Origin of the sequence: Bradyrhizobium sp. 138, assembly GCF_023074075.1 — a bacterium.
GTDB lineage: Bacteria > Pseudomonadota > Alphaproteobacteria > Rhizobiales > Xanthobacteraceae > Bradyrhizobium.
This window is the reverse complement of record NZ_JADPKT010000067.1, coordinates 1-22,827: the sequence shown is the minus strand read 5'-3', so window position 1 is coordinate 22,827 and position 22,827 is coordinate 1. Positions and strand designations below refer to the sequence as shown.

General features: G+C 59.5%; 16 protein-coding genes and 3 pseudogenes. 6 read left to right on the top strand and 13 right to left on the bottom strand.

The genetic code is table 11. From position 1 onward, the window contains the following. Positions 1-404: 404 nt before the first annotated feature. Positions 405-1,031 (bottom strand): FMN-binding negative transcriptional regulator, encoded by a 627-nt coding sequence (locus IVA79_RS22115; protein ID WP_247556621.1) that lies wholly within the window; start codon positions 1,029-1,031, stop codon positions 405-407. Between the two features lie 1,023 nt (positions 1,032-2,054). On the opposite strand from IVA79_RS22115, the gene IVA79_RS22110 reads away from it, so the two are divergent. After that, entirely contained in the window at positions 2,055-3,302 is a 1,248-nt protein-coding gene (locus IVA79_RS22110) for a right-handed parallel beta-helix repeat-containing protein (protein WP_247556619.1), read from the top strand. A gap of 402 nt (positions 3,303-3,704) precedes the next feature. Beyond that, positions 3,705-4,634, top strand: a complete 930-nt coding sequence (locus IVA79_RS22105; RefSeq protein WP_247556617.1) for a TauD/TfdA family dioxygenase — start codon at positions 3,705-3,707, stop codon at positions 4,632-4,634. Between the two features lie 776 nt (positions 4,635-5,410). Here IVA79_RS22105 and IVA79_RS37030 read toward each other — a convergent pair. The 8 genes from IVA79_RS37030 to IVA79_RS22065 form a co-directional block, all read right to left on the bottom strand. Continuing rightward, a complete protein-coding gene (locus IVA79_RS37030; protein ID WP_346658201.1) occupies positions 5,411-6,964 on the bottom strand; it encodes a carbohydrate porin in 1,554 nt (517 codons plus the stop codon). A gap of 1,282 nt (positions 6,965-8,246) precedes the next feature. Next, positions 8,247-8,849 (bottom strand): plasmid pRiA4b ORF-3 family protein, encoded by a 603-nt coding sequence (locus tag IVA79_RS22095; RefSeq protein WP_247556613.1) that lies wholly within the window; start codon positions 8,847-8,849, stop codon positions 8,247-8,249. After that, complete coding sequence (locus tag IVA79_RS22090) at positions 8,846-10,414, bottom strand: IS66 family transposase (RefSeq protein WP_247556610.1); 1,569 nt, start codon at positions 10,412-10,414, stop codon at positions 8,846-8,848. The genes IVA79_RS22095 and IVA79_RS22090 overlap by 4 nt, the downstream gene beginning before the upstream one ends. Positions 10,415-10,465: 51 nt before the next feature. After that, positions 10,466-10,819 (bottom strand): IS66 family insertion sequence element accessory protein TnpB, encoded by a 354-nt coding sequence (gene tnpB / locus IVA79_RS22085; RefSeq protein ID WP_247556608.1) that lies wholly within the window; start codon positions 10,817-10,819, stop codon positions 10,466-10,468. Next, positions 10,813-11,235: a transposase gene (locus IVA79_RS22080; protein ID WP_247556607.1), complete on the bottom strand. Its 423-nt coding sequence runs from the start codon at positions 11,233-11,235 to the stop codon at positions 10,813-10,815. Before IVA79_RS22080 ends, tnpB begins: the two co-directional genes overlap by 7 nt. 47 nt (positions 11,236-11,282) lie before the next feature. After that, on the bottom strand, positions 11,283-11,501 hold the full coding sequence (locus IVA79_RS22075) for a hypothetical protein (RefSeq protein ID WP_247556604.1): 219 nt from the start codon (positions 11,499-11,501) through the stop codon (positions 11,283-11,285). Positions 11,502-11,670: 169 nt separating this feature from the next. Then, positions 11,671-13,005: an oxygen-independent coproporphyrinogen III oxidase gene (gene hemN, locus IVA79_RS22070; protein ID WP_247556603.1), complete on the bottom strand. Its 1,335-nt coding sequence runs from the start codon at positions 13,003-13,005 to the stop codon at positions 11,671-11,673. Positions 13,006-14,147: 1,142 nt separating this feature from the next. After that, positions 14,148-14,474: a GcrA family cell cycle regulator gene (locus tag IVA79_RS22065; RefSeq protein WP_247556600.1), complete on the bottom strand. Its 327-nt coding sequence runs from the start codon at positions 14,472-14,474 to the stop codon at positions 14,148-14,150. A 543-nt stretch (positions 14,475-15,017) separates the two neighbouring features. Here IVA79_RS22065 and IVA79_RS22060 point away from each other — a divergent pair. Further along, positions 15,018-16,244, top strand: a pseudogene (locus IVA79_RS22060) (cytochrome P450). 604 nt (positions 16,245-16,848) lie between these two features. Then, positions 16,849-17,835: pseudogene (locus IVA79_RS22055) on the top strand (EAL domain-containing protein). Here the strand turns inward: IVA79_RS22055 and IVA79_RS22050 are convergent. The 4 genes from IVA79_RS22050 to fixL form a co-directional block, all read right to left on the bottom strand. After that, complete coding sequence (locus IVA79_RS22050; RefSeq protein WP_247556598.1) at positions 17,751-18,449, bottom strand: helix-turn-helix domain-containing protein; 699 nt, start codon at positions 18,447-18,449, stop codon at positions 17,751-17,753. The pseudogene IVA79_RS22055 and the gene IVA79_RS22050 overlap by 85 nt on opposite strands. A gap of 103 nt (positions 18,450-18,552) precedes the next feature. Further along, positions 18,553-18,972 carry a response regulator gene (locus IVA79_RS22045; RefSeq protein WP_247556594.1) on the bottom strand — a complete coding sequence of 140 codons (420 nt, stop codon included), beginning with the start codon at positions 18,970-18,972 and terminating at the stop codon, positions 18,553-18,555. 44 nt (positions 18,973-19,016) lie between these two features. Then, complete coding sequence (gene fixJ / locus IVA79_RS22040) at positions 19,017-19,634, bottom strand: response regulator FixJ (RefSeq protein ID WP_247556591.1); 618 nt, start codon at positions 19,632-19,634, stop codon at positions 19,017-19,019. Positions 19,635-19,637: 3 nt separating this feature from the next. Beyond that, the gene (gene fixL, locus IVA79_RS22035; RefSeq protein ID WP_247556588.1) at positions 19,638-21,155 is read right to left on the bottom strand and encodes a sensor protein FixL; all 1,518 of its coding nucleotides are present in this window, start codon (positions 21,153-21,155) and stop codon (positions 19,638-19,640) included. Positions 21,156-21,309: 154 nt separating this feature from the next. On the opposite strand from fixL, the pseudogene IVA79_RS22030 reads away from it, so the two are divergent. Both IVA79_RS22030 and IVA79_RS22025 read left to right on the top strand, forming a co-directional pair. Beyond that, positions 21,310-22,125, top strand: a pseudogene (locus IVA79_RS22030) (universal stress protein). Positions 22,126-22,162: 37 nt separating this feature from the next. After that, positions 22,163-22,588 carry a CBS domain-containing protein gene (locus IVA79_RS22025; protein ID WP_247556585.1) on the top strand — a complete coding sequence of 142 codons (426 nt, stop codon included), beginning with the start codon at positions 22,163-22,165 and terminating at the stop codon, positions 22,586-22,588. Positions 22,589-22,827 lie beyond the last annotated feature (239 nt).

Sequence of the window (22,827 nt, the reverse complement as noted above, 5' to 3'; positions counted from 1 at the left end):
GAGCGCAAATTGTCGCGAATTGTCAGAAGATCTACAGTCTGACCGTAACATCAGATTCAAGACGCTTTGAGGGCTTCCTGCAAGTCTCTTGAGACTTGCAGGGCGTCAATCCGATCTCAATGCAGAGCATTCCTGTCATGCGCCCCGAAGCAGGCCCCGGATTAAAACCGGTGTACCGCTCTTCTTCTCCGGAGTTGGCTTGGGGCTTCGCGCCGCTGCTGCCGCTCGCAACAGCTGACGCGCAAGCGATGGCGTCGTGTATGGTTTTATGTGCTCTGTAAAAGCGCCTGAGGCGAGCAGGAACCGACCGCCGCCGGCGCATCGCTGCGCAGAAGGAGAGCAGTCGAGGATATGGAGAAAATCCAGGTGATACCGCGTCGTTCACAATACGTCGTTCGAGTTCGTCATCCTTTCGCAATGAGGTGAGCGACACGACGGTCGTCGTCACGGTCGCTCTTCGACAACCCTTCGATGACGCCGGCGCGATCCGCCGCGTTGTGGTTCTGGCTCATCTTCCGCGTGCCATCGAGCCGTGTAATTTGCAATCGCAGACCGACAATCCCCTTAAGCTCCGTTTTGATGAAATCGGCAGGGGCGTCAGACACCGCCCAGCGGTCTTTGCCCGAGCGCTCATGCACATCGGTCAGCCGCGTGACCACCTTTCGCAGCCGATCGGCATCATCGAAGAATTCGACCGGCCCGTAGGCATGCACAGCGACATAGTTCCACGTCGGTACGGCCTCGCCTCTCTCGTGCTTGGTCACGTACCAGGAGGGGCTGACATAGGCCTCCGCTCCAGTGTAAATGGCCATCGCCTCGCCAGTCGGTGTCAGCTTCCACTGCGGATTCGCACGCGCCACGTGGGCGTAAATCGTGCCCATGGAGCCTTCGCGCTCGTCGAGTACTACGGGCAGCATCGTTCCAACAAGCCCTTCGTGAGTAGCGGTGATCAGTGTCGCCGAGCGTGCCTGGCGCATCGTCCGACGAACGTCGGTGATACCGACAACTTGGAAGGAGGGCGGCGTGTACATCGACGAAGCTCCCCGGCAGCCCGACGAAAAGCCGGGCGACTCATGATTCGGACTGGGGTACACCTCATGCTGGATCATAAAAACGATCAGTTTTGGTGGGTGGTTTCATTCCTCCGCGCGCGCTAGGCCCTGGGGGCAGTAAACCTATGATGCGTCAAAGGTGCAGGTGCAGATCGGACGGTGCGTTTGCACGCTGGTCAGCCGTTGTTCTATGCGTCCGCTTGCAGACGAATTCGGCTCTTCGTGCCGATGACTGCAGCACATGAGCAGCTTCACCTTAGGGTGTGAGTGGGGACGACCAGAATTGCGGCTGAGCCCTGCCGCATCAGCTCGAAGCGCCGCGAGTCGCAGGTTGGCGGTGACCGGCTGTGCTAGATCCGCCCATGGCACTGGACAGACATCAAAAACAAGGAAATCGTAGCCATTCCGGCGGCGTGATGATTGCCGGTCATGAAATCGATAGGAGGCGTCCGTCCGTGTGATGGGTCTGGCACGCGACATACGGGGCCCAATCTGGCCGATCTATATCGCAGAAGAAGGGGCCGGACATCCGACGTGCAATCCAGGAAGACGAGGATCCAGCCGCGCCGCCTATCTGTTTCCCGCGGGGTGCGAAGTATCATGCATCACGCGTTCTGGTGCTGGTCGAAAATGCCGAAGAGCTCAAGCGCCTCTCGCCGGTCCAGCAAAACGTCAGGAGGACGGCCCATCCACCCGGGCCAGACGTGTTGCACCCTACAGTATTCCGCTGACGGGGCTCCTGAAGCATCGACCGCTGCTTCATCGGCCGTGATTGGCTCTATGGTTGCCCAGATCCATCATAGCTGGCGCGAAGGCTGCGGCTGCGCACTACGGCTGTTGCGTAGCATGGTTCCGATCTTCCGATCCTGCCTTATTGAGGACGATCTGATGGCGTTAACGCCGCATGCTGATGGCCTAGTCCAGTTCAGCATTTGAGTTCGAGAGTTCAAGTCCTCGTGCGGATTTCCGAGTAACAGAGAGCACATGCCTATGAAGGACACGATGAAGCACATCAAACGGTCGTTGCGCGTGCTCGGTGGACTTGCTGTCGTCGTCGGGGTCTCTTCCGTGCTCGGATCGAACAACGTGCGATCGGCAGCCCTCAAGGGCTTTGGCTCTGCAGCAACGGGCGGCCTTGGAGGCGAGGTAGTTCAGGTCAGATCAACCAAAGCTCTGAAGTATGAGTTGTGTCGTTCGTACAGCTACGGGCACTGCAATGACAATAGTCCGCGCGAGATCCAGGTAGCCGGAACCATAGACTTTACCGGTACGGAAGGGCAAGGGGAGGGGCAGGGTTGCCAATACGGCCGTGCTTGTCCGGCACCTTACAAAAGTGAGTCCCTTCTCCTTATGGATGGCAACGATGCGCATTGCGATGGCAAGGAGAAGACATTGGTCGGCTTCGACAAGGCCGGCAAGCGCCCGCTGGAGGTTGGCTCAAACAAGACGGTGATCGGCGTTGGCCCGAGCGCCACAATCAAAGGGAAGGGGCTACGCCTAAATGAGGTCAGCAACGTCGTTATTCGCAACCTGACCATCAGTGATATCAATCAAGGCGTGATATTTGCCGGCGATGCTATTGCAATTGCACGAGCCGACCTGGTTTGGATCGATCACAACCGATTTCATAATGTCGGGCGGCAGATGATTGCCGGCGGTTTTGGCCCTACGACGAACATTACGATTTCCTGGAACGACTTCGATGGGAGCGATACCTATTCCTCCTATTGTAACGGGGAGCACTATTGGAATCTCCTGTTTCTTGGTGTCCCGCAGACGATCACCATCGCAAATAACTATTTCCATGAGATCTCAGGGCGGGCGCCGCATATTGGCGGTGCGCAGGCTATTATTCATCTCCTTAACAACTACTTCCACAACACGAATGCGCAACAGAGCGGCGGATTCTTCCATGCAGTGGATGCTGGACCATCTGTGCAAGTACTGATCGAGGGCAACTACTTTGACAACATTGAAACACCTATAAAGACTGGTAGTGGACATATCTTTGGCTTGTTGGGCAAACCCAGCCGGGCCGTGCAGAACATGTGCCTCACCGTGCTCGGACGTCGGTGCATCGAGAACATCGCGATCCCAGTGCCGCGGATCAATGGCTTTGGCCTGGATGAAGCCGTAGTTCAAGCGTTTGGAGCTCTTCCAAGGTCATCGATTCCTCTTCCATTTGCAGCCGATGATGTTTCGGCAGTGATCACGGCCAGGGCAGGCCCCGGACACCTTGTGAGCCGGTGATGGCCCGTTCGCAGAGGCGGCTCGAGACTGGCCGATCCGCAAACTGTTAAAGCGGAGGGCGCATACTGGACGAGAACAGCACGCACAGCTGGCTGCCCGACGTTGCACGAGGACATGGCCTTTCTCTTCGGGTGCCGAGCGGTACATTTGTATCGATTATGTGCCCTATGCCTTTCGCCGCCGACCCGGGTGGCGTTGGCAAGAGGGTGGGAGGTGGCATCGAGTTCCTGGCAAACTGTTCGACTCAAATCCGATCCTGTACCTGACGGACGTTCACGGCTCCGTTTTCCGACTGGCATGGTGCTTGCTCGAGAGTACCTGTAGCGCGAGGCTCGCCTTCGACACCGAGTCACACGCGCCCTTGTCCGCTTGAAGAATCGGCAAAGCTCGGAAAAATTCGCAATGAAACAAACGGCTTCGACCGAGAGTGTCATTCCACTGACCGACGTCGTCAAGCGCGCAGCGCGCATCGGTGTTGAAATCAGAAATATCACGCTCTCGGGTGATTTACCGAGCCAAGCCATCGCTGGGATCAACAGCTTGCTGCTCGAACACAAGGTGATCTTCTTCCGTGATCAGGGGCATCTTGATGACGCGGAGCAGGAGCGCTTTGCTGCTTGTTTGGGAAGGCTGGTGCCGCATCCGACACTCGGTACGATCAATGGAACGACCTCGATCATCGAGCTTGATTCCGCGCGCGGAGGTAGCCGGGCTGATGTATGGCACGCCGATGGAACCTTTCTCGCGGCGTATCCTAGACTTGCGGTGCTGCGAGCCATTGTGGTCCCATCGTCCGGTGGCGATACGATTTGGTCGAACGCTGTGGCCGCCTATCTGGATCTGCCGCGGCCGCTCCAACGGCTTGCCGACGAACTCTGGACCGTTCACAGCAACGCCTTCGACTACGCCGGGACCTGCCGTGTTCGCGAAATCGACCAGAAGCATTTTGATGAGGTCTTTACCAGAACGATCTATGAGACGGAGCACCCGGTGGTCCGTGTACATCCCGAGACCAGCGAGCGCGCGCTGGTGCTCGGCGATCTGGTGCAAAGGTTTATTGATATCCCAAAACGCGACGGTCAGAAGCTGTTTGATCTATTCCAGTCTCATATCACGGCACCCGAAAACACCGTACGCTGGAGCTGGAAAGAAGGCGATGTCGCGATCTGGGATAACCGCGCAACGCAGCATTATGCGGTCAACGATTACGATGACCAGCATCGCGTCGTTCATCGTGCCACAATCGATGGTGACGCGCCCGTCAGCGTCGACGGTCGATGCAGTGTAACGCGCCTCAAGACGACGAAGCACCCGTCCACGAAGATTGGCTAGCAAGGCTCGGCAAATTCACCGATCATGCACTGCTCTTATCGCATGTTCGCGCGAATAGATGTTTGAGAAGAGAAGTGAACCCAGCAGAACGCCACGCGCAATTGGGTAGGAGGGATAACGCGCCGCAGACTCGGGAACGACCTCCTTGCTGGAGTAAGATGCCAAAGCTCGTCTCGACCGACGAAAATGAGTCAGCGTTCGAGTGGCGCAAGTCATCCGGCCGCGTCCGGTCGATTTGCCGCCGAAGGGGGGCACATCTCCGCCGACCTGGCGCATCGCCTTTCGGCCAGCGCCACGACCGTCGGACAGATATAGCGATTGCCGTAGTTGGGTAGCTTTGGCACCTGTGTCGCGGTTCCGCTTACCGCACCTCTTCGTCGTGAACTAAGCTCCGAGGGCACGATTTCGGCTTGTCATGGCAGAGTACGAGCTCGGACGCGAGTCTGCCGAACTGCACCAGCAATCATCCAAAAGCAATGTCGCTGCCGCAAGCTCAGCACTCAATTGAACAAATGAGCATCGGAGATCATTCCGCGGCCGGAGGGTATAGCTCTTGCGCAAGTACGATGTCGGCCTATCGCTCGTAGACCGAAGCAGCAGGCTCTAACCTACCATTCCCAATAGCATGCTACGTTGGATATCACGGCTCAATTTACGGACCCGGCTTCGCGTCAGGAGCACAGCGAATACCAAAATCGCCGTGATGGGTGGCCCACACCGTTGAAAAGGGCGAGTGGGGATATCGACTACATGACGGTCCGCGCAGTCCTGAGAGCCTAGAAGAATACCGACGTAGATACCAATATATTCAGGGCGTGTCCTGTTTGCGGCGTGTAGGTAATGCTTGTCGGGTGATTGATGTACGTCAGTCCTACGGTTGTATATAGCCCGGGCGCCAGATGCGCCGTATACAGTCCCGAAATTGCTGTGCTGTCCCGGTGCGCCAGCTGCTCTTTCGCCAGTGCAGCGTCCACCGCGAAATGGCTCCAGACGGTGTTGTTGACAACAAGACTCATCTGATCAGTGGGCCGGCTGTCAAACAGGCCCTTCGCATACAGGCGAAGCTCGTAGTACTGGCTAGCCCTATTTAGGTCAGGCGGAGCGTACATCGCAGAGAACCCGCCATAGATTCCGCGAGATGCCGAGCCATGGACGGCAGACTGCCAGAATTGCCTATCCGCAGCCACATAGTAGACGCTGTTCGCCTTGGCTGTCGGTTGCGTCGGATGCTGTAGGTCCGTGTAGCTGCTGTTGTTAAAGCCCGCGCCAGCCCGCAGCCAAGTCTCAGGTACCCCGGGAGTAGGCTTGTTCTTATAGCAAACTTCATCAAGTAAAAGAATGCCCGCGTCGCGCGTGCTCCAGCTCAAGCCAGTGGGGTTTTCGCTTACATGCGTATATTGACCGGCTGGACTGAGCGAGCGCTGGATTGAGAGCTTGCTATATAAGCGATCGTCAAAATTGTACTTCAGATTAAGAGCCGGAGTTGGCGCCCAATTGTTGCTCATGCCTGCTTGGAACAGCATCTTCGACGAGGGTCCAAAAACTTTTTCTCCGGCACCCGCAAACTCATGTTGGTTCCTGAGGTAACCCACTTTGAGTTCGATCTTCCTTTCGAAGAACGTTTGATAGTAGGAAACCGCACTGATTCCCAGTCGGTCTGGCCCGGCGCTCTTCCATGTCCAATATTGATGCTCTGCTCCCACGACGATCTGACCGTCGGGAATCCCAAACCGAGCGAGGTCATAGGTGACGATCATAGAGTTGACCGTACTAAATGTCGGATTCTGGCCGACATATTGTTGATTGGCGATGGTGCTTCTGGCGGCATTACCGAGTTGATTGTTGACAAACGTGTTTAGGGTCCAGCCAGCGAATCCAATCCCGAGATCCGAAAGCTCGGATCTGACAGAAGCTGTATCCTGATCTATGGTGTCCGCAGGACCAGGCCCAGTGAACGCCGCACCTTTTTCGCGGAGCTTCTCGAATTTTGCGAATGGGTCAATCTGCTTTTGACTTCTGCTCTTGGCGGTGACCTCCGCACTGTCGCGCGTTGTGGTAGACGTAGCTGCTTTTGGCAGCGAGTTCCCAGAAAGGCGCGCTGCTCCTTTGGGCCGGCCGCTTCGGAAGGTTACGGCCGGAGTCGAGATTGTTTGGCTTCTTGCCTCGGCGAGCTCATCGGGGCTGTGACTTCTAGGGCCAGAGATATCACGAGGTTCTGCCTCCGCCGAACTGCAGGCGAGACTAGCTATCAGGGAAAGGAGAATACGCCCTCTTGGCTTCGCACTTGGTCGAGAGATGAAAGCAACTGCGCCAGCCGAGTATGCCCGCATGGATACTGGCGCTATACCGCAACAATGCATCGTGATTTCCACGTCCGTCGATTTGAATAAGGTGCACCTCTACCTGACGGCCCTAGACCGGTTCGCGATCCTTGTGCTCAAGGCGATCTAGGTGACGCTTGAGGCCAGGCGCATCTCTATGCCAACGAGACCCGCTCAGCCTTCCGTGCTATCACCACTGCTGGCGCAGCTTGGCCAACGTGGTGGTATCCAGCGCGGCGCAACCCAGCCGCTCGATCGCTAATCGAGTGCAAGCATCTGCTGCACCGTGTCGAGACGGAGAGTGGCCTGCTCGATGTGACGTTCGCTGGCAAGAGATTGGGGGCCAGCGCAGGGAGCCCAGGGATTCTCGCGGCAAATCCGCTGCCACGAGGATGTTCTTCAACAAAGAGCCGCGCCAGTAGCTGAGCTCGCATAAGAACACGCCGGACCCTAGAAACGCCCGCAGCCCGGTCCATGGGATGAAGCACAGGCGGGCAGAAGGGGCTAAATCGTTTGATGCCCGTAAAGCTCGCTGAGGCCAGCACGAGGCCTTGATTGGCTCTCATGGGAAGATGGAGAGCGCGATTGGATTTACCGGATCTATATCGCATCGCGACTTCGTCCTTGATGTGGCCCGAGCGAGTTTCACCGGCACTGACTGGCATGTGTCCGTCATCTCCATCAATTGCTAGGTTTGGTAGGTTGACCGGGCGCGGAACGTCGGCCTCGCTGTGCGAATCTTAGGTATCGTGCCGCTCGGCGCGAGACCGTCCCGGCGTCAGGGACGAACTCCGGTATGGCAGCATCAAGGGGTGCCATTCGGGAAGGTCGCTTCGATTCCGGTTGCGCGTGGATCTTACGGGAAACTTGTTTCGATCCCGCGGGATCCGGTTCTAACTGTGGTGCTCGATTATCGTTGGCGCCGTGTCGCGCCGGCGCTGGTCCTTTTGTGCTCTTTGGTCTAGCTCATCGCGTCGACCAGCTGCTGCTCTGGATTGCACGCAGCGGTCCGTAGCGATCCTGGTCGAGCGGCGACCATGCACATCATAAGAATCCGTCGTGCATCACCACGAAGCGCTCCTCTTTGCTGGGAGTTCGTATCCAGCGTAGACCGCAGGCTGTTGCGGTATCCCGGGCTGCCAGCGCTTGAGGAGGTCGAAATATCCTCGTACATCCGGACGAGCTCGATCAGGTTTTCGATACCGAAGTCGCTGAACGCCTAGATCTCATCTTCTCCGACGCGGTAGACCGTAAGCGTAGCTCTGCGGCCCTTTTGAATGGCGCTTGGCGTCTATTTTGTTCGCGTGGCGCGTCGCCGCGGTTTCCATGTGTCGGACAACGCGTTGATGGCGGCTTCGAGCGCCTTCCGGTCGATCACGTTGGGATCGAACCGCTCCGGGCCCCAGCGGCGCATATGTTCGTGCTCTGGATGGGTGGGGTCGCCGATGGCTTCGAGGTATTCGGCATAACCTGGCGCACCGCCGACGTCTTCCGGAGGACAACGACCGGCGGCCTCGAGCAGGAAGGGCATGCCCTCCGTCGTGGTGTTGTCGAACCACTTTTCGAGCTTGATCACGTGATCCCAGCTGTCGCCGAAGTCATAGAGATAGTGGATCGTCTTGGCGCCGGTCTCTCGAACGATATCGCAAAGCCGCGCTTTACGGGCATCCATGGGCTGGTGGCCGTAATCATTGTCGGGGTCGGGAATCCCCCAATGTGCCTCACCAGCGAAGAACTCGAAGAGGTGACTGTTCGTCCAGCCAAACGCCTCCTGAAGCGTCAAATGCAGCCGGTCCAGGCGCAGGGTGACGGGTACGACAAGGCGACGCATCACCTCCGGTTTTACGTCCTTGAGGGTCACCTTGATCCGGACCGCGGTCGTGTTCAGGCTCATGCCGCCAGCCTCGGATCGTGTGCATGCATCGTGTAGATCGATGCCCAAGGGAGCAGTTCGTCCAGTCGCGCCGCAGGCCAACCATTGACGAGCTTCGCGAGAACATCAGCGAGCCAGTGCTCGGCACTGACGCCATTGAGCTTACAGGTCTCGATTAACGAAGCCAGAACCGCCCAATTCTCGGCGCCCTCGTCGCAACCGGCAAAAAGGGAGTTCTTGGCGTTGAGCTTGATCGGCCGCATCGCACGCTCGACAGCATTCGTGTCCATCTCGATGCGCCCGTCATCAAGATAGAGCGTCAAACCGTCCCAATGACGCAGCGCGTAACGCAGGGCCTTCGCCGTGTCGCTCTTCTGTGCAAGGTGATCAAGCTTGGCCTCAAACCACTGCTTCAAGGCTGTAGCCAGAGGTCGGGCATGCGCCTGCCTGCCAGCACGGCGCTCGGCATCCGATCGGCCGCGGAGCGCTTTCTCGACAGCATAAAGCTGGGCGATGCGCTCAAGAGCCTCGCGGGCAACCGGAGCTGGCGCCGGGGCAGCCTCGCGCTCGATCTTCACAAACTGGCGCCTCAGATGCGACCAGCAGAAGGCGAGCGTCCCGGACAAGGCGTCCGCACGCGTCTCTCGGGTCATGGTCTTGTAAGCCTGATAGCCGTCGCAGTGGATGATGCCGCGAAAGCCCTCAAGCAGCTGCAAGCCATGAACGGCCCCACGGCCCGGTGCATCATAGGCGTAAACCACGCCAGGTGGGTCAGGTCCGGCCCAGGGCCTGTCATCGCGTGACAGCGCCCAGAAGTAGCCGGTTTTGGTCCTGCCGCGCCCCGGATCCAACACCGGTGCGGGGGTCTCATCGACACAGAGCTTCGAAGAGGCGAGCAGAAGCTGGCGCAGACGATGCCACAAGGGCTTCAATTCCTGGGCGGCGTAGCCGACCCAGAAGGCGAGCGTGGAACGGTCGATGGCGATACCGTGCGTCGCCAGCATCTGCGCCTGGCGGTAAAGCGGCAAATGCCAATGATACTTGGCATCGATCACATGCGCGACGAGCCGCTCGGTCGGCAGTCCTCCCCTGATCAATCGCTCGGGAGCAGCGTGCTGGAGGACGACGCCGTGACAGGCGCGGCAGGCCAGTTTGGGCCGGCGGGTGACGATGACGCGATACTGCGCCGGTACGACGTCCAGCCTCTGGCTCTCATCGTGACCGATCTCAAAAAGGTCGCCTGCGCAGCACGGGCAGCAGGTGGCAGCGGGCATCAAGGTCTCGATGATGCGCGGCAAATGCTCCGGCAGCTTGCCACGATTGGCCCTGCGCTGGGCAGCTCTCTTCTCGCGTGTTTTGGGATTGCCGCGGTCCTGGGCTGCTTCGAGAGCCGCGACAGCCTGATCGATATCCTCCAGAACAAGCTGAAGCTGATCAGCGTCAAGCTTTTCAGAGGACCGACCGAACTGCGCATCTTTTGCAAGCTTGAGCAATCGCTCGAGCCTGGCGCAGCGATCCAGCAGAGCCGTGGCAAAGGCACGCAACTCGGCTGGATCGCTCGGCAGTTCATCAGGCAAATCGCTCATTGGCCCGAGTCTGCCATGCTTCGCGCGCCGATGCAGCGAAGATTTTATGTCCTACGCAAGCGCTTTCGGCTGCGGTATTCGAGGCGCGTGCATCCGCGTCCAATCCATGCCGGCCAGAAGCGCGGACAGCTGAGCGGCATTCATCCGCATCACGCCGGCCACGATGGGAGGCCATTTGAAGCCGCTGCCATCGAGCCGCTTCCAGTACAGCACAAGGCCGCTGCCATCCCAGACGACAATCTTCACACGGTCAGCGCGCTTCGCACGGAAGACCACCGCTACGCCCTTCATGGGGTCATGGCCCAGCGTCTCCTTCGCCAACAGCGCCAAGCCCCCCGCACCTTTTCTGAAGTCCACAGGTTGCGTCGCCACGTAAATCATGAGGCTCGCGGGCGGCATCAGCATGAACGTGTCCGTCGAAGCGCCAAGAACACATCACTCAACACAGCAAGGCCAGGCGTCCCTCGCACCTCAACTCGTGCCCCCTGGAGCTCAACCGTCACAACGGCTGCTTCCGGCGACACGGTGTGCTCTGCGGCCGCCGGTAGCGCCGATTCCGATACCACCGGCACGAACGACAGCGTGTCCGCCGAAGCCGGCAGCACCAACTGGCCCAAACGCGCCCGGCGCCGCCAGTCGTGCACCTGCTGGGGCCGGCACCCATGGCGTCGCGCGACATCCGTGACAATCGCCCCCGGCTCGAGGCTTTCTGCGGCAATCTGTGCCTTCAAATCGTCCGGCCAGCGCTTTCGACCTGCGCCTGCGTACACTTCGATACGCGGTGACAACGGTCGTCTTATGTCGTCCGAATGGTCGTCCATTGTGAGCACCCTTGCAGAAGATGACTCTTCTAACGGCGCTCACAGGTCTACGCACAAACAATCTGATGGGCCTCGCAGCCCCGCTTACGGTAGACCGAGATGAAGCCGTCCTCGATCGCCAATTTGTTGGCGACGTCCCGGAGCCAGTCGTCGTCCTGGTCGAGGTCCGCGGCCACACGAGCAATGGTGGTGATGTGATGAACTTTGTCGGTGACGCCGCTTGAGCGGACTGCGTTGCAGTCGGGGCGTCCAATTCCCGGCAGCAACTCGCCTAGCTGTCTTCGCGGCTAGGGCCGGGTCGGCTTTCGTCGCGCAGCTGCGCACGGCGTCCTTTACGAATTTGGCGCTGTACGTGAGTGCACCAGGTGAGCGAAAATCGTTACCCGGGCTTCTGGGCGCGTAACGGAAGGGAATGCATTCATACGATCAGCGCTCTTAACAGAGCGGCGCGCCAAGATAAGCATCGAATGCGGCGGCCACAGCGCGAGTTAGAAAACGATGCTCCTGCCTCACGCGGATGAATCCCTTTTCCACCTCCACGATCCCATCCTCGGCGAGCATTGCCAAGCGTTCGGGTGAACCGAGGAACGGGACCGGGTCAAATCCATGAGCAATGCAAATTGCCGGCACGTCGACCTCGAAATCGCACATCAGCTGCTCGATGATTGCGGCCCGGACGCGGTCTTCGAGGCTGAGACAGTAGCCCTTTGACGTCGCCAGACGGCCGGCATTGATGTGGTCGCTGTAAGAACCCGCTTCAACTTCGTTCTGGACGTAACCGTCGCCAAGGCGGGCGATGGCCGACGGGCCGAAGCCGATGACTTTATGGCGGGTGTCGGCCGAGTAACCTAGTGAGTTCCGCCGCAGGCGACCGGCTTTCTGCGCCAGCGTGAGCTCATCGTCCGGCAAGGCGAAATGGTCGAGTCCGATTTGGCGGTAGCCCGCAGCAATCAGTGTATTGGCCATCGCCGCGGCCTGTTCTGCACGGGCAGGGCTGTCTGGCAGCGCTGCCTCGTCGATCAGACGCTGATTCTTCTTAAAGGAAGGAACGTGCGCGTAGCCGAATACCGCAAGCCGGTCTGGTCGCATGGCCACCGCCGTAGTCGCGGTCTGAACGCAGGACTGCACCGTCTGATTTGGCAGACCGTAGATGAGGTCGAAGTTGATGCGGATTACTCCATGCTGCCGCAGCATTTCGACAGCGCGCTCTGTTTGTGCCTCACTCTGAACGCGGTTAATGGCCTTTTGAACAATTGGATCGAAGCTCTGGACGCCCAGGCTCGCGCGGTTCACGCCGGCAGCCGCTAACGCTTCGGATGTGGCGTGCGTGAACGTGCGCGGGTCGATCTCAACAGCGATGGCGGCCGTTTTCGAAACCGCAAAGCGGCGGCGCAGAAGTTCCATCAGTGCCCCGAACTGCGCGGGCTCGATGAGGGTCGGCGTTCCACCGCCGAAGTGCACGTCGCTCACAGGCAGCCGTTGCGGCACCTGCGCCGCGACCAACTCGATCTCCTTACGAAGAACCGCCAAATATACTAGGATGGGTGAATCCCGGCGAGTGATGCTTCGAGCGAAGCCGCAATACCAGCAAATCGATCGACAGAACGGAACGTGGAAATAGAGCGACACGGACTCATTAACCGGCAGGCGCTGCAGCCATTTCTCAGAGGCTTCGGCGCCGACCACCGTGGAGAACTGGGCTACAGTTGGATAGATGGTGTACCAAGGAAGGCGAGCATCGCAATACTTGTCCAGGAGCGAGGTTTGCAACGATTGTTATCCTATGTTTACGAAGTTTGTGGTCGCAAGCGAAGTCTTTTGCATTCCTTTTTGCCGACAGTAATCCGGAATGTCGCTAGACAATTGGAAGCTTGCGTGACGGCCGATGTGCTGACGAAACACGGTGCGGGATAGCAAGCCGTTCCTCTCGAAGACAGAGAACAACTGCTGCAGGCAAGATACTCGAATCAACACGGCCACGACGGGGCCCCAGATTCAACTCCGCTTCGCTAATCTCCGACGTTCGCCAACGAGACATCCACCAGGGCCGTTGATGCTGCTAGAGCTCGAACTGCTCCACGACCTGACTCGTGCGAGATTCATCGATCAAAATTGATAGGTCCCCTCGCAACCTTCATCAACTGACAAGGTTTGGTAGTTGACTTCTGGCTGGCGTATTCCCCATCCACCCAGGGATCCTTGCGCCGGATCGGGGACATCCCGGTACGTAGTCGAACTTCACCAATGGGAGGATCGTCGGTGTCGCGCGGCGCCACGGCTGTTGGCGTGAGCGTGTTCTCGAGTTGGTATGGAAAAAGTAATGAGCCGGGTAGGCGAGCGAGAAGTGATCGATGCAATTGAACAGCCGTTTCAGACTTGCCACCGATTTTGCACAGATCGTCAAGGCACCTATGGTGGGTGGTGGTCGTCTTCGTATGTCTGGGCACTGCAGGAGTCTATTTTTTGACCGACGACAGACAATATCTCGAGAGCTCGGCGGCCCGTGAAGTTGCTCCAAGGCTGAGCTTGTCACCGACGCCGGGGCGGAACGTTTCGGAGGTTCCATCGGGACAGGCTCACGGTCAAGCGGCTTCACCCGAGCTCGTGTACTTCGTCGGGCACGGCGTGTGCAGAAACTTCCAAACACCGGCGCAAACCAGGACGTCGGGCGCTTCCCCGAAAACGCATAGCGAAAACGAGGCTCAAGAACCAGAACGCATTCTTCTTCTAATTCAGTGCATCCAGCCTCTTGAGATTGGATGACTTGACCTACGATCGAGCCTCCGCCGCGAACATTCTACTCGACGCCACTGTTCGTCCCATAGCCACAAAGCGCGCAAACCAACAAGCACATCGTCCGGATGGACCAAGTACGGCGCATAGCCCGGGAGATCGCGGCGCGCCTGGTTGTTCTACGCGGTATTCCTGACTGCCTCAGCTAGCATCGCGTAAAGCTGCCGCTTGCTCATTTCCTGAGGCTCGCTATCTAGCGCCGTTTGCGACAGCTTCTTTCCGACGCAATCGCGACCGGCCGCCATCATCGTCGGCCCTCGCTTCGGGGCGGGTCTAATCTTGGGTTTTGCTGTTGGTGGCTTGTGACCTCGAGTCAGGCCCAACCGAGCTAGCCTGCCGCAAACTGCGTTGCGACTGCACTCGAGATGACGCGCGATCTGCGCGGCACTCTGTCCCGCGGCCCAGAGCTTTTCCAGCTGTGCCAATTCTCTTCTATTCCAGCGCATGGAAGATACTTTAGTGCCAGTTGTGACGTCAGGTTAGTTTACTCTTCGTTCGGCTCGCGCACGACGGCCGGTTTGGTCTCCTGTTCATTCATTCTACGAAAGCCCGCATCGCGAGTGAAAGAAAAACGAGTCTCCTTGGCACACCGCGCTCTCTTTTTAGTCCCTACCGTGATTAGGGACCCATCTGCGAGTGGGAACCGGGCGTGCCGCTGGGTGCCATCGCGGCGAGTGCTTGCGTCCTGATGTTGACTGACACAACAGCGAGTTCGCGCGCCTCCCCAATCTTGATAGGGGAGCTTCGCTCGCCTTTTCACTATTCTTCATCGACCAGGGCCGAACCAAGTTCCCAAGTAACTTCGGCCGTAAGATAATTTTAGAGTTCTGACGATGGTGCGAGCTCTCGCGAAGCCCAGCCATGGACATGCGTCACATTGTTACTGTAGGGCCCAGCTCGTTGTGTTTTTCGACCGAGCTTCCATGCCAGCGCAAAATAGCGCATGAGCCGAGCTTTCAAAATTGCACGCCAATGTCCGCGAGACAATCATGACAGACTTATCGGCAGAGGACGCTTGCGAGGAGGCTGACATCCCGCTGAGCCGCCTTGATGTAAGCGAGCCCAAGCGCTTTGAAGATGATACCGTTTGGCCTTGTTTCGAGCGGCTGCGAAGGGAAGATCCCGTCCATTATTGCGAAGACAGCCCGTACGGTCCATATTAATACCGCGACATCGTAGCCGTGGATTCAAATCACACAATATTCACGTCAGAGCGAAGCGTCACAATTGTGGACCCGCCGCAGAAGTATTGGACTCCCAGTTTTATTAAGATGAGTCCTCCTGTCCATGCTCAGCAGCGTAAGACTGTCAGTCCGATCGCGGCATCGGAGAACCTGGCCAAGCTTGAAGGCTTGATTCGCTCGCGGGTTCAGAAGATCTTGGACAGTTTGCCGCGCAATGATACCTTCAACTGGGTCGATAGAGTCTCGATCGAGTTGACGACTCAAATGCTGGCCACGCTGTTCGACTTTCCATTTCAAGATCGACGGCTGCTGACCTACTGGTCGGATGTAGCCGCCTTGAGTCCACAAATGGGCCCCCGATCGACAGCTGGGAAAAGCGAAAGGCGGTGCTGTCCGAGTGCTTGGACTATTTCACTCGGCTTTGGAGCGAACGGGCAAAATCCGCGCCGCGCGCTGACCTAATCTCTATGATGGCGCATTCACCGGCGACCCGAAACATGGAGCCATGTGAATTCCTGGGCAACCTCATTCTGCTGATTGTTGGAGGTAACGATACTACGCGCGACTCAATTACCGGTGGCGTCTTGTTCATGAGTCAAAATCCGTCCCAACTGCGAAAACTCCGCGATGATGCTTCGCTAGTGCCCGGGGCGGTATCCGAGATCATACGATACCAAACGCCTATCGCGCATATGCGCCGGACCGCTGTGGACGATTTCACGATAGGGCACAAGCAAATCAGGCGAGGCGATAAAGTTGTGATGTGGTACATCTCTGGCAACCGAGACGATGAGGTTATTGCTAGCCCCAACAGCTTCATCATCGATCGGAAAAATGTACGGCAACATCTCTCTTTTGGCTTTGGGGTTCATCGTTGCGTGGGTAGGCATCTTGCAGAGCTGCAGCTGAAAATCCTGTGGCAGGAGATGCTGAAGCGATCTCTGGAGGGTAAAGGTGGTCGGCGAACCGGAGCGAGTTCAATCCAATTTTGTGCACGGTTATTCCGCACTGCGGGTGCAGATTCCAGGTTAGTCTCGGTTGCGAGCGACATTCAACACTGGTCATATCGTGCAGAACCGGTTAGGACCTCGTAGAGACCAGTTCTCTCGGTAAGTTCACCGGGGTGCGTTACGGGCTTCTGGGTGTTTTGAAGATTGCCGGCAGGGCCACAGCGTCGCTATCCCGCCGAAGACCTTGGCCGGGCGGTTGCGATACTCATCGCGCCACCGCTGGTACCACCTCCGACGGCCCCTCGCTTTCTGTGTCGTGGTTGTGCTCCGCCGAGCGCCCCTCTCGCCTCGTTCTGGGCGAAACGCTCGCTCGCGTTCACCTTTGGTGGGATGGTGATTGGATCGGCTCTCTCCGCGAAGCCCCAAGTGGCGGACCGATCCGTAATGGCTTTGTTTCCATGTGCGACCGCCTGCCGGAGCTTTCCGCTCCGGTCGCTTGGCTTCAAGAAGCGCGTAAAGCGCCAGCCCTGGCGTCCCACCCGACAGTTCTGTCAGGCGATATCCCCTCGACATGCGCGATCCGACGGCCCCGGCAAGGCCATTTTTGGCGGTAGGCTGATCGCGCTTAAGCGGCGTGAGCGGCGCTCTGAGGTTGTTCGATTGCCCAGATCGACAACCGGGTGCTGATGGAGGCTTGCCGTGAGGCCGCGTCGTGGAACCGACTCTTGAGGATCGCCGTCAACGTCTTGGCCGCGCAATTCCGCAGGGAGAACCTCGATGCGCAAGTCCGCAAGGAGCTGGGCGAAAGCGGGCTGTCGCTGGCCGGCCTCGAGCTCGAGATCACCGAAGGCGTGCTGATCGAGCATGTCTTGCGCGCGAAGAAGACGATGCAATCGCTCAAAAGCCTCGGCATCCTGATCGCGCTGGACGACTTCGGGACCGGGTATTCCTGGTTATCCTAAATCGAGGCCTTCCCTCTCGACCGGATCAAGATCTATCGGGCATTCGTTGCCTCGGTTGGCCAGCGCGAGCGATCGTTGGCCATCGTTCGCGTTGTCATCGGGCTCGCTCAGGGTCTTGGTGTGCCGGTGCTTGCTGAAGGGATCGAAATAAAGGTCCAAATGTCGCTCCTTGTCCAGGAGGGCTGCGATCAGATCCAAGGCTCCTTGATCGGACGCCCGCAACGTCTTGCGGCGAAAGTCGGTCCAAGCCGACGGTCCTATCTCTCGTCCAGTCGGCCTCATAGGGAGATTGCGGCGGGCTCGACAAAGCTGTCTTCAGGATTCGGCATTGAAGGAGCCGGACTGAGATCCAGACCAGCGTCACTGGTGCGAGAGCTGCCAGCAGGCCAGTACCGCGAAAATCAGGATGATCTAGAGGGACGTCAACATCCAGCGCCGCATTCGCCTGCGCGCACGGTAAGGTCGGGCCGGCTGCTAGGCCATAACCTGATGGGAGAGGTCGTACCGGTTTGGTCGTTTTGGGCTTCAACTCCGCCGCAGCAGCTGGCACACGTTTTGGCAACTGCGGCAAGAAAGGCGTTCGGCGGGCCAAGTCGGGGAGGAGAAACGCGGCCGGGTGAAAGCGATCAGGCATCGAGATTGTGCAGGCGCTGGCGGTTGCGCAGTACGATCTGGCGGGCGCCGGAGAAGCCGAGTATGCGCTTTGCGTGAAGCTGCGAGAGCGCCCGCGACACGGTCTCGAGCGTGAGGCCGAGATAGTCGCCGATATCGCGCCGACACATCGGCAGTGCCATCATGCCGGCGACGGCGAGGCGGCGATCCATTTCGAGCAGGAAGGTTGCAACACGCTCCATCGCCGTCTTGCGCCCCAGCAGCAACATATGATCTTCGGCGTGACGCAGCTCGCCCGCCGTCATGACCCAGAGCTTGCGCGCGACCTGTACGTCGGTGCTGGCGGACCTTTCGAGGCTGGCTCGCTCCACGAGGCGTACGCTGGTGGCGATAATCGCTTCGGCCGCAAGGCGATGCGTCTGGCCGGGTTCGAGGCCGAACACGTCACCGGGAAGATGGAACGCGCCGATCTGACGGCGGCCGTCGGAGAGCAGCTTGTAGCTGCGCACCGCGCCGGAGACGACCTGATAGACATATTCGGCGGGCTCGTCCTCGCCATAGATCTCCTCGTCCTTGCGATAGGAGAACTCGGTGCCAACGAGGCCGGCATGTCCGGCGATCGGGCCGAACTGTTCGGAAACAGAACGCGCGGGAGCGATCTTACCGCCGATTTGGGTCTTAATCGCTTGGATCTTGAGCGTCTGGGTCAACATCTGCGCCATCTCCGTTGTGATGGTGCATTGGTAGGCGGGATCGCGCGATCCGGAAATTTCGAGCGATATCTTAAGGAGGTTTACCTACGGAGAATCCCGTAGGTCAGTGGCCGCGCCCGTCCTGGATGGCGTGACGGATGCATTTCGCCAGGTTTTCATCGAGGAGCGGCTTCAAAATCACGTCCTTGATCCCTGCCGCCGCTGCCTTTACCAAGATATTTCCGTCGGGATAGCCGGTGATCAGGATCACGGGCCTGTCGGCGTCGGATTGGCGCAGCCGCCAGGCCAACTCGATGCCATTGATGTCAGGCATCTTGTAGTCGATCACGTAGCAGTCCGCGCCGGGCGGGGTCGTCGCATTGAGCAGCGCCGGAGCGCTCCTGAAGGTCCGCACGGCAAAGCCCTCGGTTTCCAGCAGGAAGCGCAGGGATCCCAGCACAGCGGCGTCGTCGTCGACCACGTAGACGATGGGCTTTGCCGATGCGCCTGGGGGCCGCTGATGGGGCGAGCCGATCTCGATCATGCCTGCGTGGCTACCACAGGCCCGCACAAGTGCCTTGACCTGCCTCAATCCTTCAGCATGCCGGCGCGCATCGCCAGCCGGACCAGTTCCGAGAGGCTGTTGGCCTGCATCTTGGTCATCACATTGGCCCGGTAGACCTCGATCGTGCGCGGGCTGATGTCGTATTCGCGGGCGATCAGCTTATTGGAGAGACCTGCGATCAGCCCCTCCATGATCTGGTGCTCGCGCGGGCTCAACGAGGCCACACGGGCGGCCATATCCTGCGCGATAGCCTCGTTCTTGGCGACCGGTTCGGCCCGGCGGATCGCGGCCTCGATCATGGTGACGAGGCGGTCGTCCTCGAACGGCTTTTCCAGGAAGTCGACCGCACCAAGCTTCATCGCTTCGACTGCGAGCGGCACGTCGCCGTGACCGGTCATGATCACGATCGGGAACGGACTGTGCTGCGCCTTCATGCACTTGAGAAGCTCGATTCCGTCAACGCCCGGCATGCGGATGTCCGAGACTACGCAGCCGAAGGCGAGGCCGGGCAGGGCGCCGAGGAAGCCTTGCGCATTGTCGAATAGGGTGACGCCGAAGCCCCAGGAATCCAGCAGGAAGTTCAGCGAGTCCCGCATCGCCTCGTCGTCGTCGATGACGTAGACATGTCCCTTAGTTGTCATGAATCAGTTCTCGTCGGCTGCCGGGAGGGTGAAGCGGAATGTTGCGCCACCCGATGCGTTGCTCTCGGCCCACATGCGGCCGCCGTGAGCCTCGATGATGGAGCGGCTGATGGACAGTCCCACGCCCATGCCGGTCTCCTTGGTGGTGAAGAAGGTCTGAAACAGGTTTGAAATGACATCGCCCTGGAAGCCGGACCCGCTGTCGGACACCTCCACTTCGGTCACATCATCCGCGATGCGGCTGTTGGCAATAACGAGCTCGCGCCGCGGCGACTGCGCCATCGCTTCCAGCGCATTGCGAAACAGATTGACCAGGACTTGCTGGATCTGCACCCGGTCGGCGAGGACGAGATCGGCGACCGGATCGAGATTGAAGCGGAGCTGCACGTTCTGCTCGCGGGCGCCGGCAAGCCCAAGCGCGCCGGCTTCCTCGATCAGCTTGGACAGGCTCTCGACCCGCTTCTCGGACTCGCCGCGAGACACGAAATCGCGTAAGCGCCGGATGATCTGGCCGGCGCGCAACGCCTGTTCGGCGGCGCGGTCCAGCGCGCTTTCGATCTTCCGTGTGTTCGGATCGCTGCTGCCGGCGAGCAGCCGTCGCGAGCCCTTCATATAATTGCTGATCGCCGCCAGCGGCTGGTTGAGCTCGTGGGCGAGCGCAGAGGCCATCTCGCCCATCGCGGTCAGCCGCGAGACATGGACGAGCTCGGACTGCAATTCCTGGAGCCGCGCCTGGGTCTGTTGATGCTCGGTGAGGTCGCGGATGAATCCGGTGAAATAAGGCTCGGCGCCCGACTGCATCTCGCCGATCGCCAGATGCATCGGAAAGATGGTTCCGTCGCGGCGCTTGCCTGTCACGATACGCCCGATGCCGATGATATGCGGATCTCCGGTGGTGCGGTAGCGCGCGATGTAGCCGTCGTGGCGGGTGCGGTCGGGCTCAGGCATCAGGATGCTGACGTTCTGGCCGATGGCCTCCTGCTCGGGCCAGCCGAACAGGCGCTCGGCCGCCGTGCTGAAGAGCTGGATGATGCCCTGGCCGTCGATGACGATCATTGCATCGGGAATGGTCTGGAGGATCGACTGGAGGTGAGTCTCGCGGGTGCGCAGTGCCTCCTCGACCTGTTTCTCCTCGTTGACGTCGAGAAAGATGCCGCTGAGATGGCGGGCGGCACCGGCGTCGTCCCGGATGAGACCTGCCCGGGCGCGAATCCAGTGCCCCAGGCCTGAGGCATTGGCAACTCTGAAGCAAACGTCGAAGCCGCCGCCGTGGTCGACGACATGCTCGATCGCGCTCTCCAGGCGCGCGCGGTCCGCGGGACCGAGGCGCGAGAGAAGGAGTTCATAGCTCGCCGGTTGATTCCGTTCGATGCCGAGCAGCATTCTCGCGGTTTCCGACCACTCCAGCTCGCGCGTCCTGAGATCGAGATCCCAGGTGCCGACGCCAAAGCCTTCGATCCGGACGCCGAAATGCTCGCCGCGAGCGTCGTCTGGCGGATGCGTTACGCGGCTCAGCGACAAGCTATTGCTCCCATTCTCCCGCGGCGGGGTCCCGTGGCGGCAATTTCGCCCAAGGCCGGACCGGAGGCAAGTTCGGATGTCTGATCGGCGGATTTCTCCCAACTGGGCGCCGAAAATTGATCTACCTCATCCTGCCTTGCGTCGGCGCGGCTAGATGACATATGCGACCCCTGGTGGTCAGCCTGGCGCTCGATCGGCCCAACGAGGCGCGTCTTCAGGTCGCGGGCGAACTCGCCGAGCGGTTCGAGCTGTCGGCGTTGCCGCGGCGCAGTTCGCTCCGCCGCTCTATTTCGCAGATGGCGCCGAGGCCCTAGGGCTGATCGATCGGGAGCAGGCTTCCGTCAGGAACGCCTTGCCGAGCTGGAGGCGCAATTCCGCGCCGCGACGAAGGCGCGCGGCGGACACTCGGAATGGCGCAGCGCCTGGATTTTCCCAGGCGGTTTGTCCTGGCGCAGGTGCGGTGCGCCGGCATCGTCAGCGGCGGATATAGCCCGCTTTCTCCGATGCCTTTTCGCTTGCAAGCCCGAAGGATCTGGTAATGCAGGCTGGCCGGCCGCTCCTGATGGTAACCGACGGAGTCAACTGGCTCGATCTGCGTAGCGTGCTCATAGTCTGGAAGGAACGCGCCCGAGGCACGGCGGGCGGTTGTCGATGCATTGCCGAGGCTGCGCAAGGCGTAACCATCGTCGAGCTTCCGGAAGACGCTGGCGACGGCTCGGCCGCGATGGGGCGCGTCACGGACGTTGCCGCATGGCTCGCTCGCCACGGCCTCGCTGTGATCGCGCGCATCCTGGAAGCCGCGAGAAACCAAACCGCCGCCGCGCAATTGGAGAAGATCGCCTATAATATCGGCGCCGGCTTGATCGTCGCTGGCGCCTATGGTCATTCGCGCTTCCCCGAGCTGATCCTCGGCGGCGCCACGCATCATCTGATGACGCAATCGGCCCGCTGCGTATTGCTGTCGCACTGACGGCCGGCGAACCCAGACCAATCGAGGAGAACGCGCCGTGTACAAGTTTCTTGAACAGACCGTCGGCGGCTACATGACACGCAACGTACGGACGGCTCAGTGCGATCTCGACCTGCTCGAACTCAGCGAGATGTTCGAGCGCCACGATTTCAACTCCTATCCCGTTGAGGATGACGGGCAGGTCGTGGGCATCGTCACCAAATTCGACATCCTGAAGTGCTTCGCCTTCACGCCGAGCCAGATGCTGCCGCGCTATCACGAGCTGATGAGCCGCAAGGTCGGCGACGTCATGACGCCCGAGTTCATCTATGTCAGCCTCGACACGCGGCTGACGCGCGTGCTCCAGATCATGGTCGAACATCGCATCAGGAGCATCATCGTGCTCGACGGCGCACAGAAGCTGGTCGGCATCATCGCCCGCGAGGACGTCATCGCGGCGCTCAAGGCGACGGCGCAGTACTGACGAAGCTGCCTTGATTCCGGCGATTTCAAGCTCCGTGATCTCCCGGAGGCAGTGATTCGCGGTGTGCGCCGTGCCGTGCGCAAGCAATTGATACTACTCCCTGATCCGCATCGGTGTCACGTCAACGGAAATCCAGCTAGCTTGATTTCAATCAATTCCCCGCGAGGGTGAATGTGGTTTCTGGCTCTGTGTTCTTTCAGAGAGAATCCGCATGAGCCAGCCCTCCATTTCCAAATCCA

Coding starts and splice junctions, on each gene's coding strand:
- IVA79_RS22080 (WP_247556607.1), bottom strand. CDS start 11,235: ATGGACGACCATTCGGACGACATAAGACGACCGTTGTCACCGCGTATC.
- IVA79_RS22110 (WP_247556619.1), top strand. CDS start 2,055: ATGAAGCACATCAAACGGTCGTTGCGCGTGCTCGGTGGACTTGCTGTC.
- IVA79_RS22090 (WP_247556610.1), bottom strand. CDS start 10,414: ATGAGCGATTTGCCTGATGAACTGCCGAGCGATCCAGCCGAGTTGCGT.
- IVA79_RS22045 (WP_247556594.1), bottom strand. CDS start 18,972: ATGATCGAGATCGGCTCGCCCCATCAGCGGCCCCCAGGCGCATCGGCA.
- IVA79_RS22095 (WP_247556613.1), bottom strand. CDS start 8,849: ATGAGCCTGAACACGACCGCGGTCCGGATCAAGGTGACCCTCAAGGAC.
- IVA79_RS22065 (WP_247556600.1), bottom strand. CDS start 14,474: ATGCGCTGGAATAGAAGAGAATTGGCACAGCTGGAAAAGCTCTGGGCC.
- tnpB (WP_247556608.1), bottom strand. CDS start 10,819: ATGCTGATGCCGCCCGCGAGCCTCATGATTTACGTGGCGACGCAACCT.
- IVA79_RS22105 (WP_247556617.1), top strand. CDS start 3,705: ATGAAACAAACGGCTTCGACCGAGAGTGTCATTCCACTGACCGACGTC.
- IVA79_RS22115 (WP_247556621.1), bottom strand. CDS start 1,031: ATGTACACGCCGCCCTCCTTCCAAGTTGTCGGTATCACCGACGTTCGT.
- IVA79_RS37030 (WP_346658201.1), bottom strand. CDS start 6,964: ATGCGGGCATACTCGGCTGGCGCAGTTGCTTTCATCTCTCGACCAAGT.
- fixJ (WP_247556591.1), bottom strand. CDS start 19,634: ATGACAACTAAGGGACATGTCTACGTCATCGACGACGACGAGGCGATG.
- IVA79_RS22050 (WP_247556598.1), bottom strand. CDS start 18,449: ATGTTGACCCAGACGCTCAAGATCCAAGCGATTAAGACCCAAATCGGC.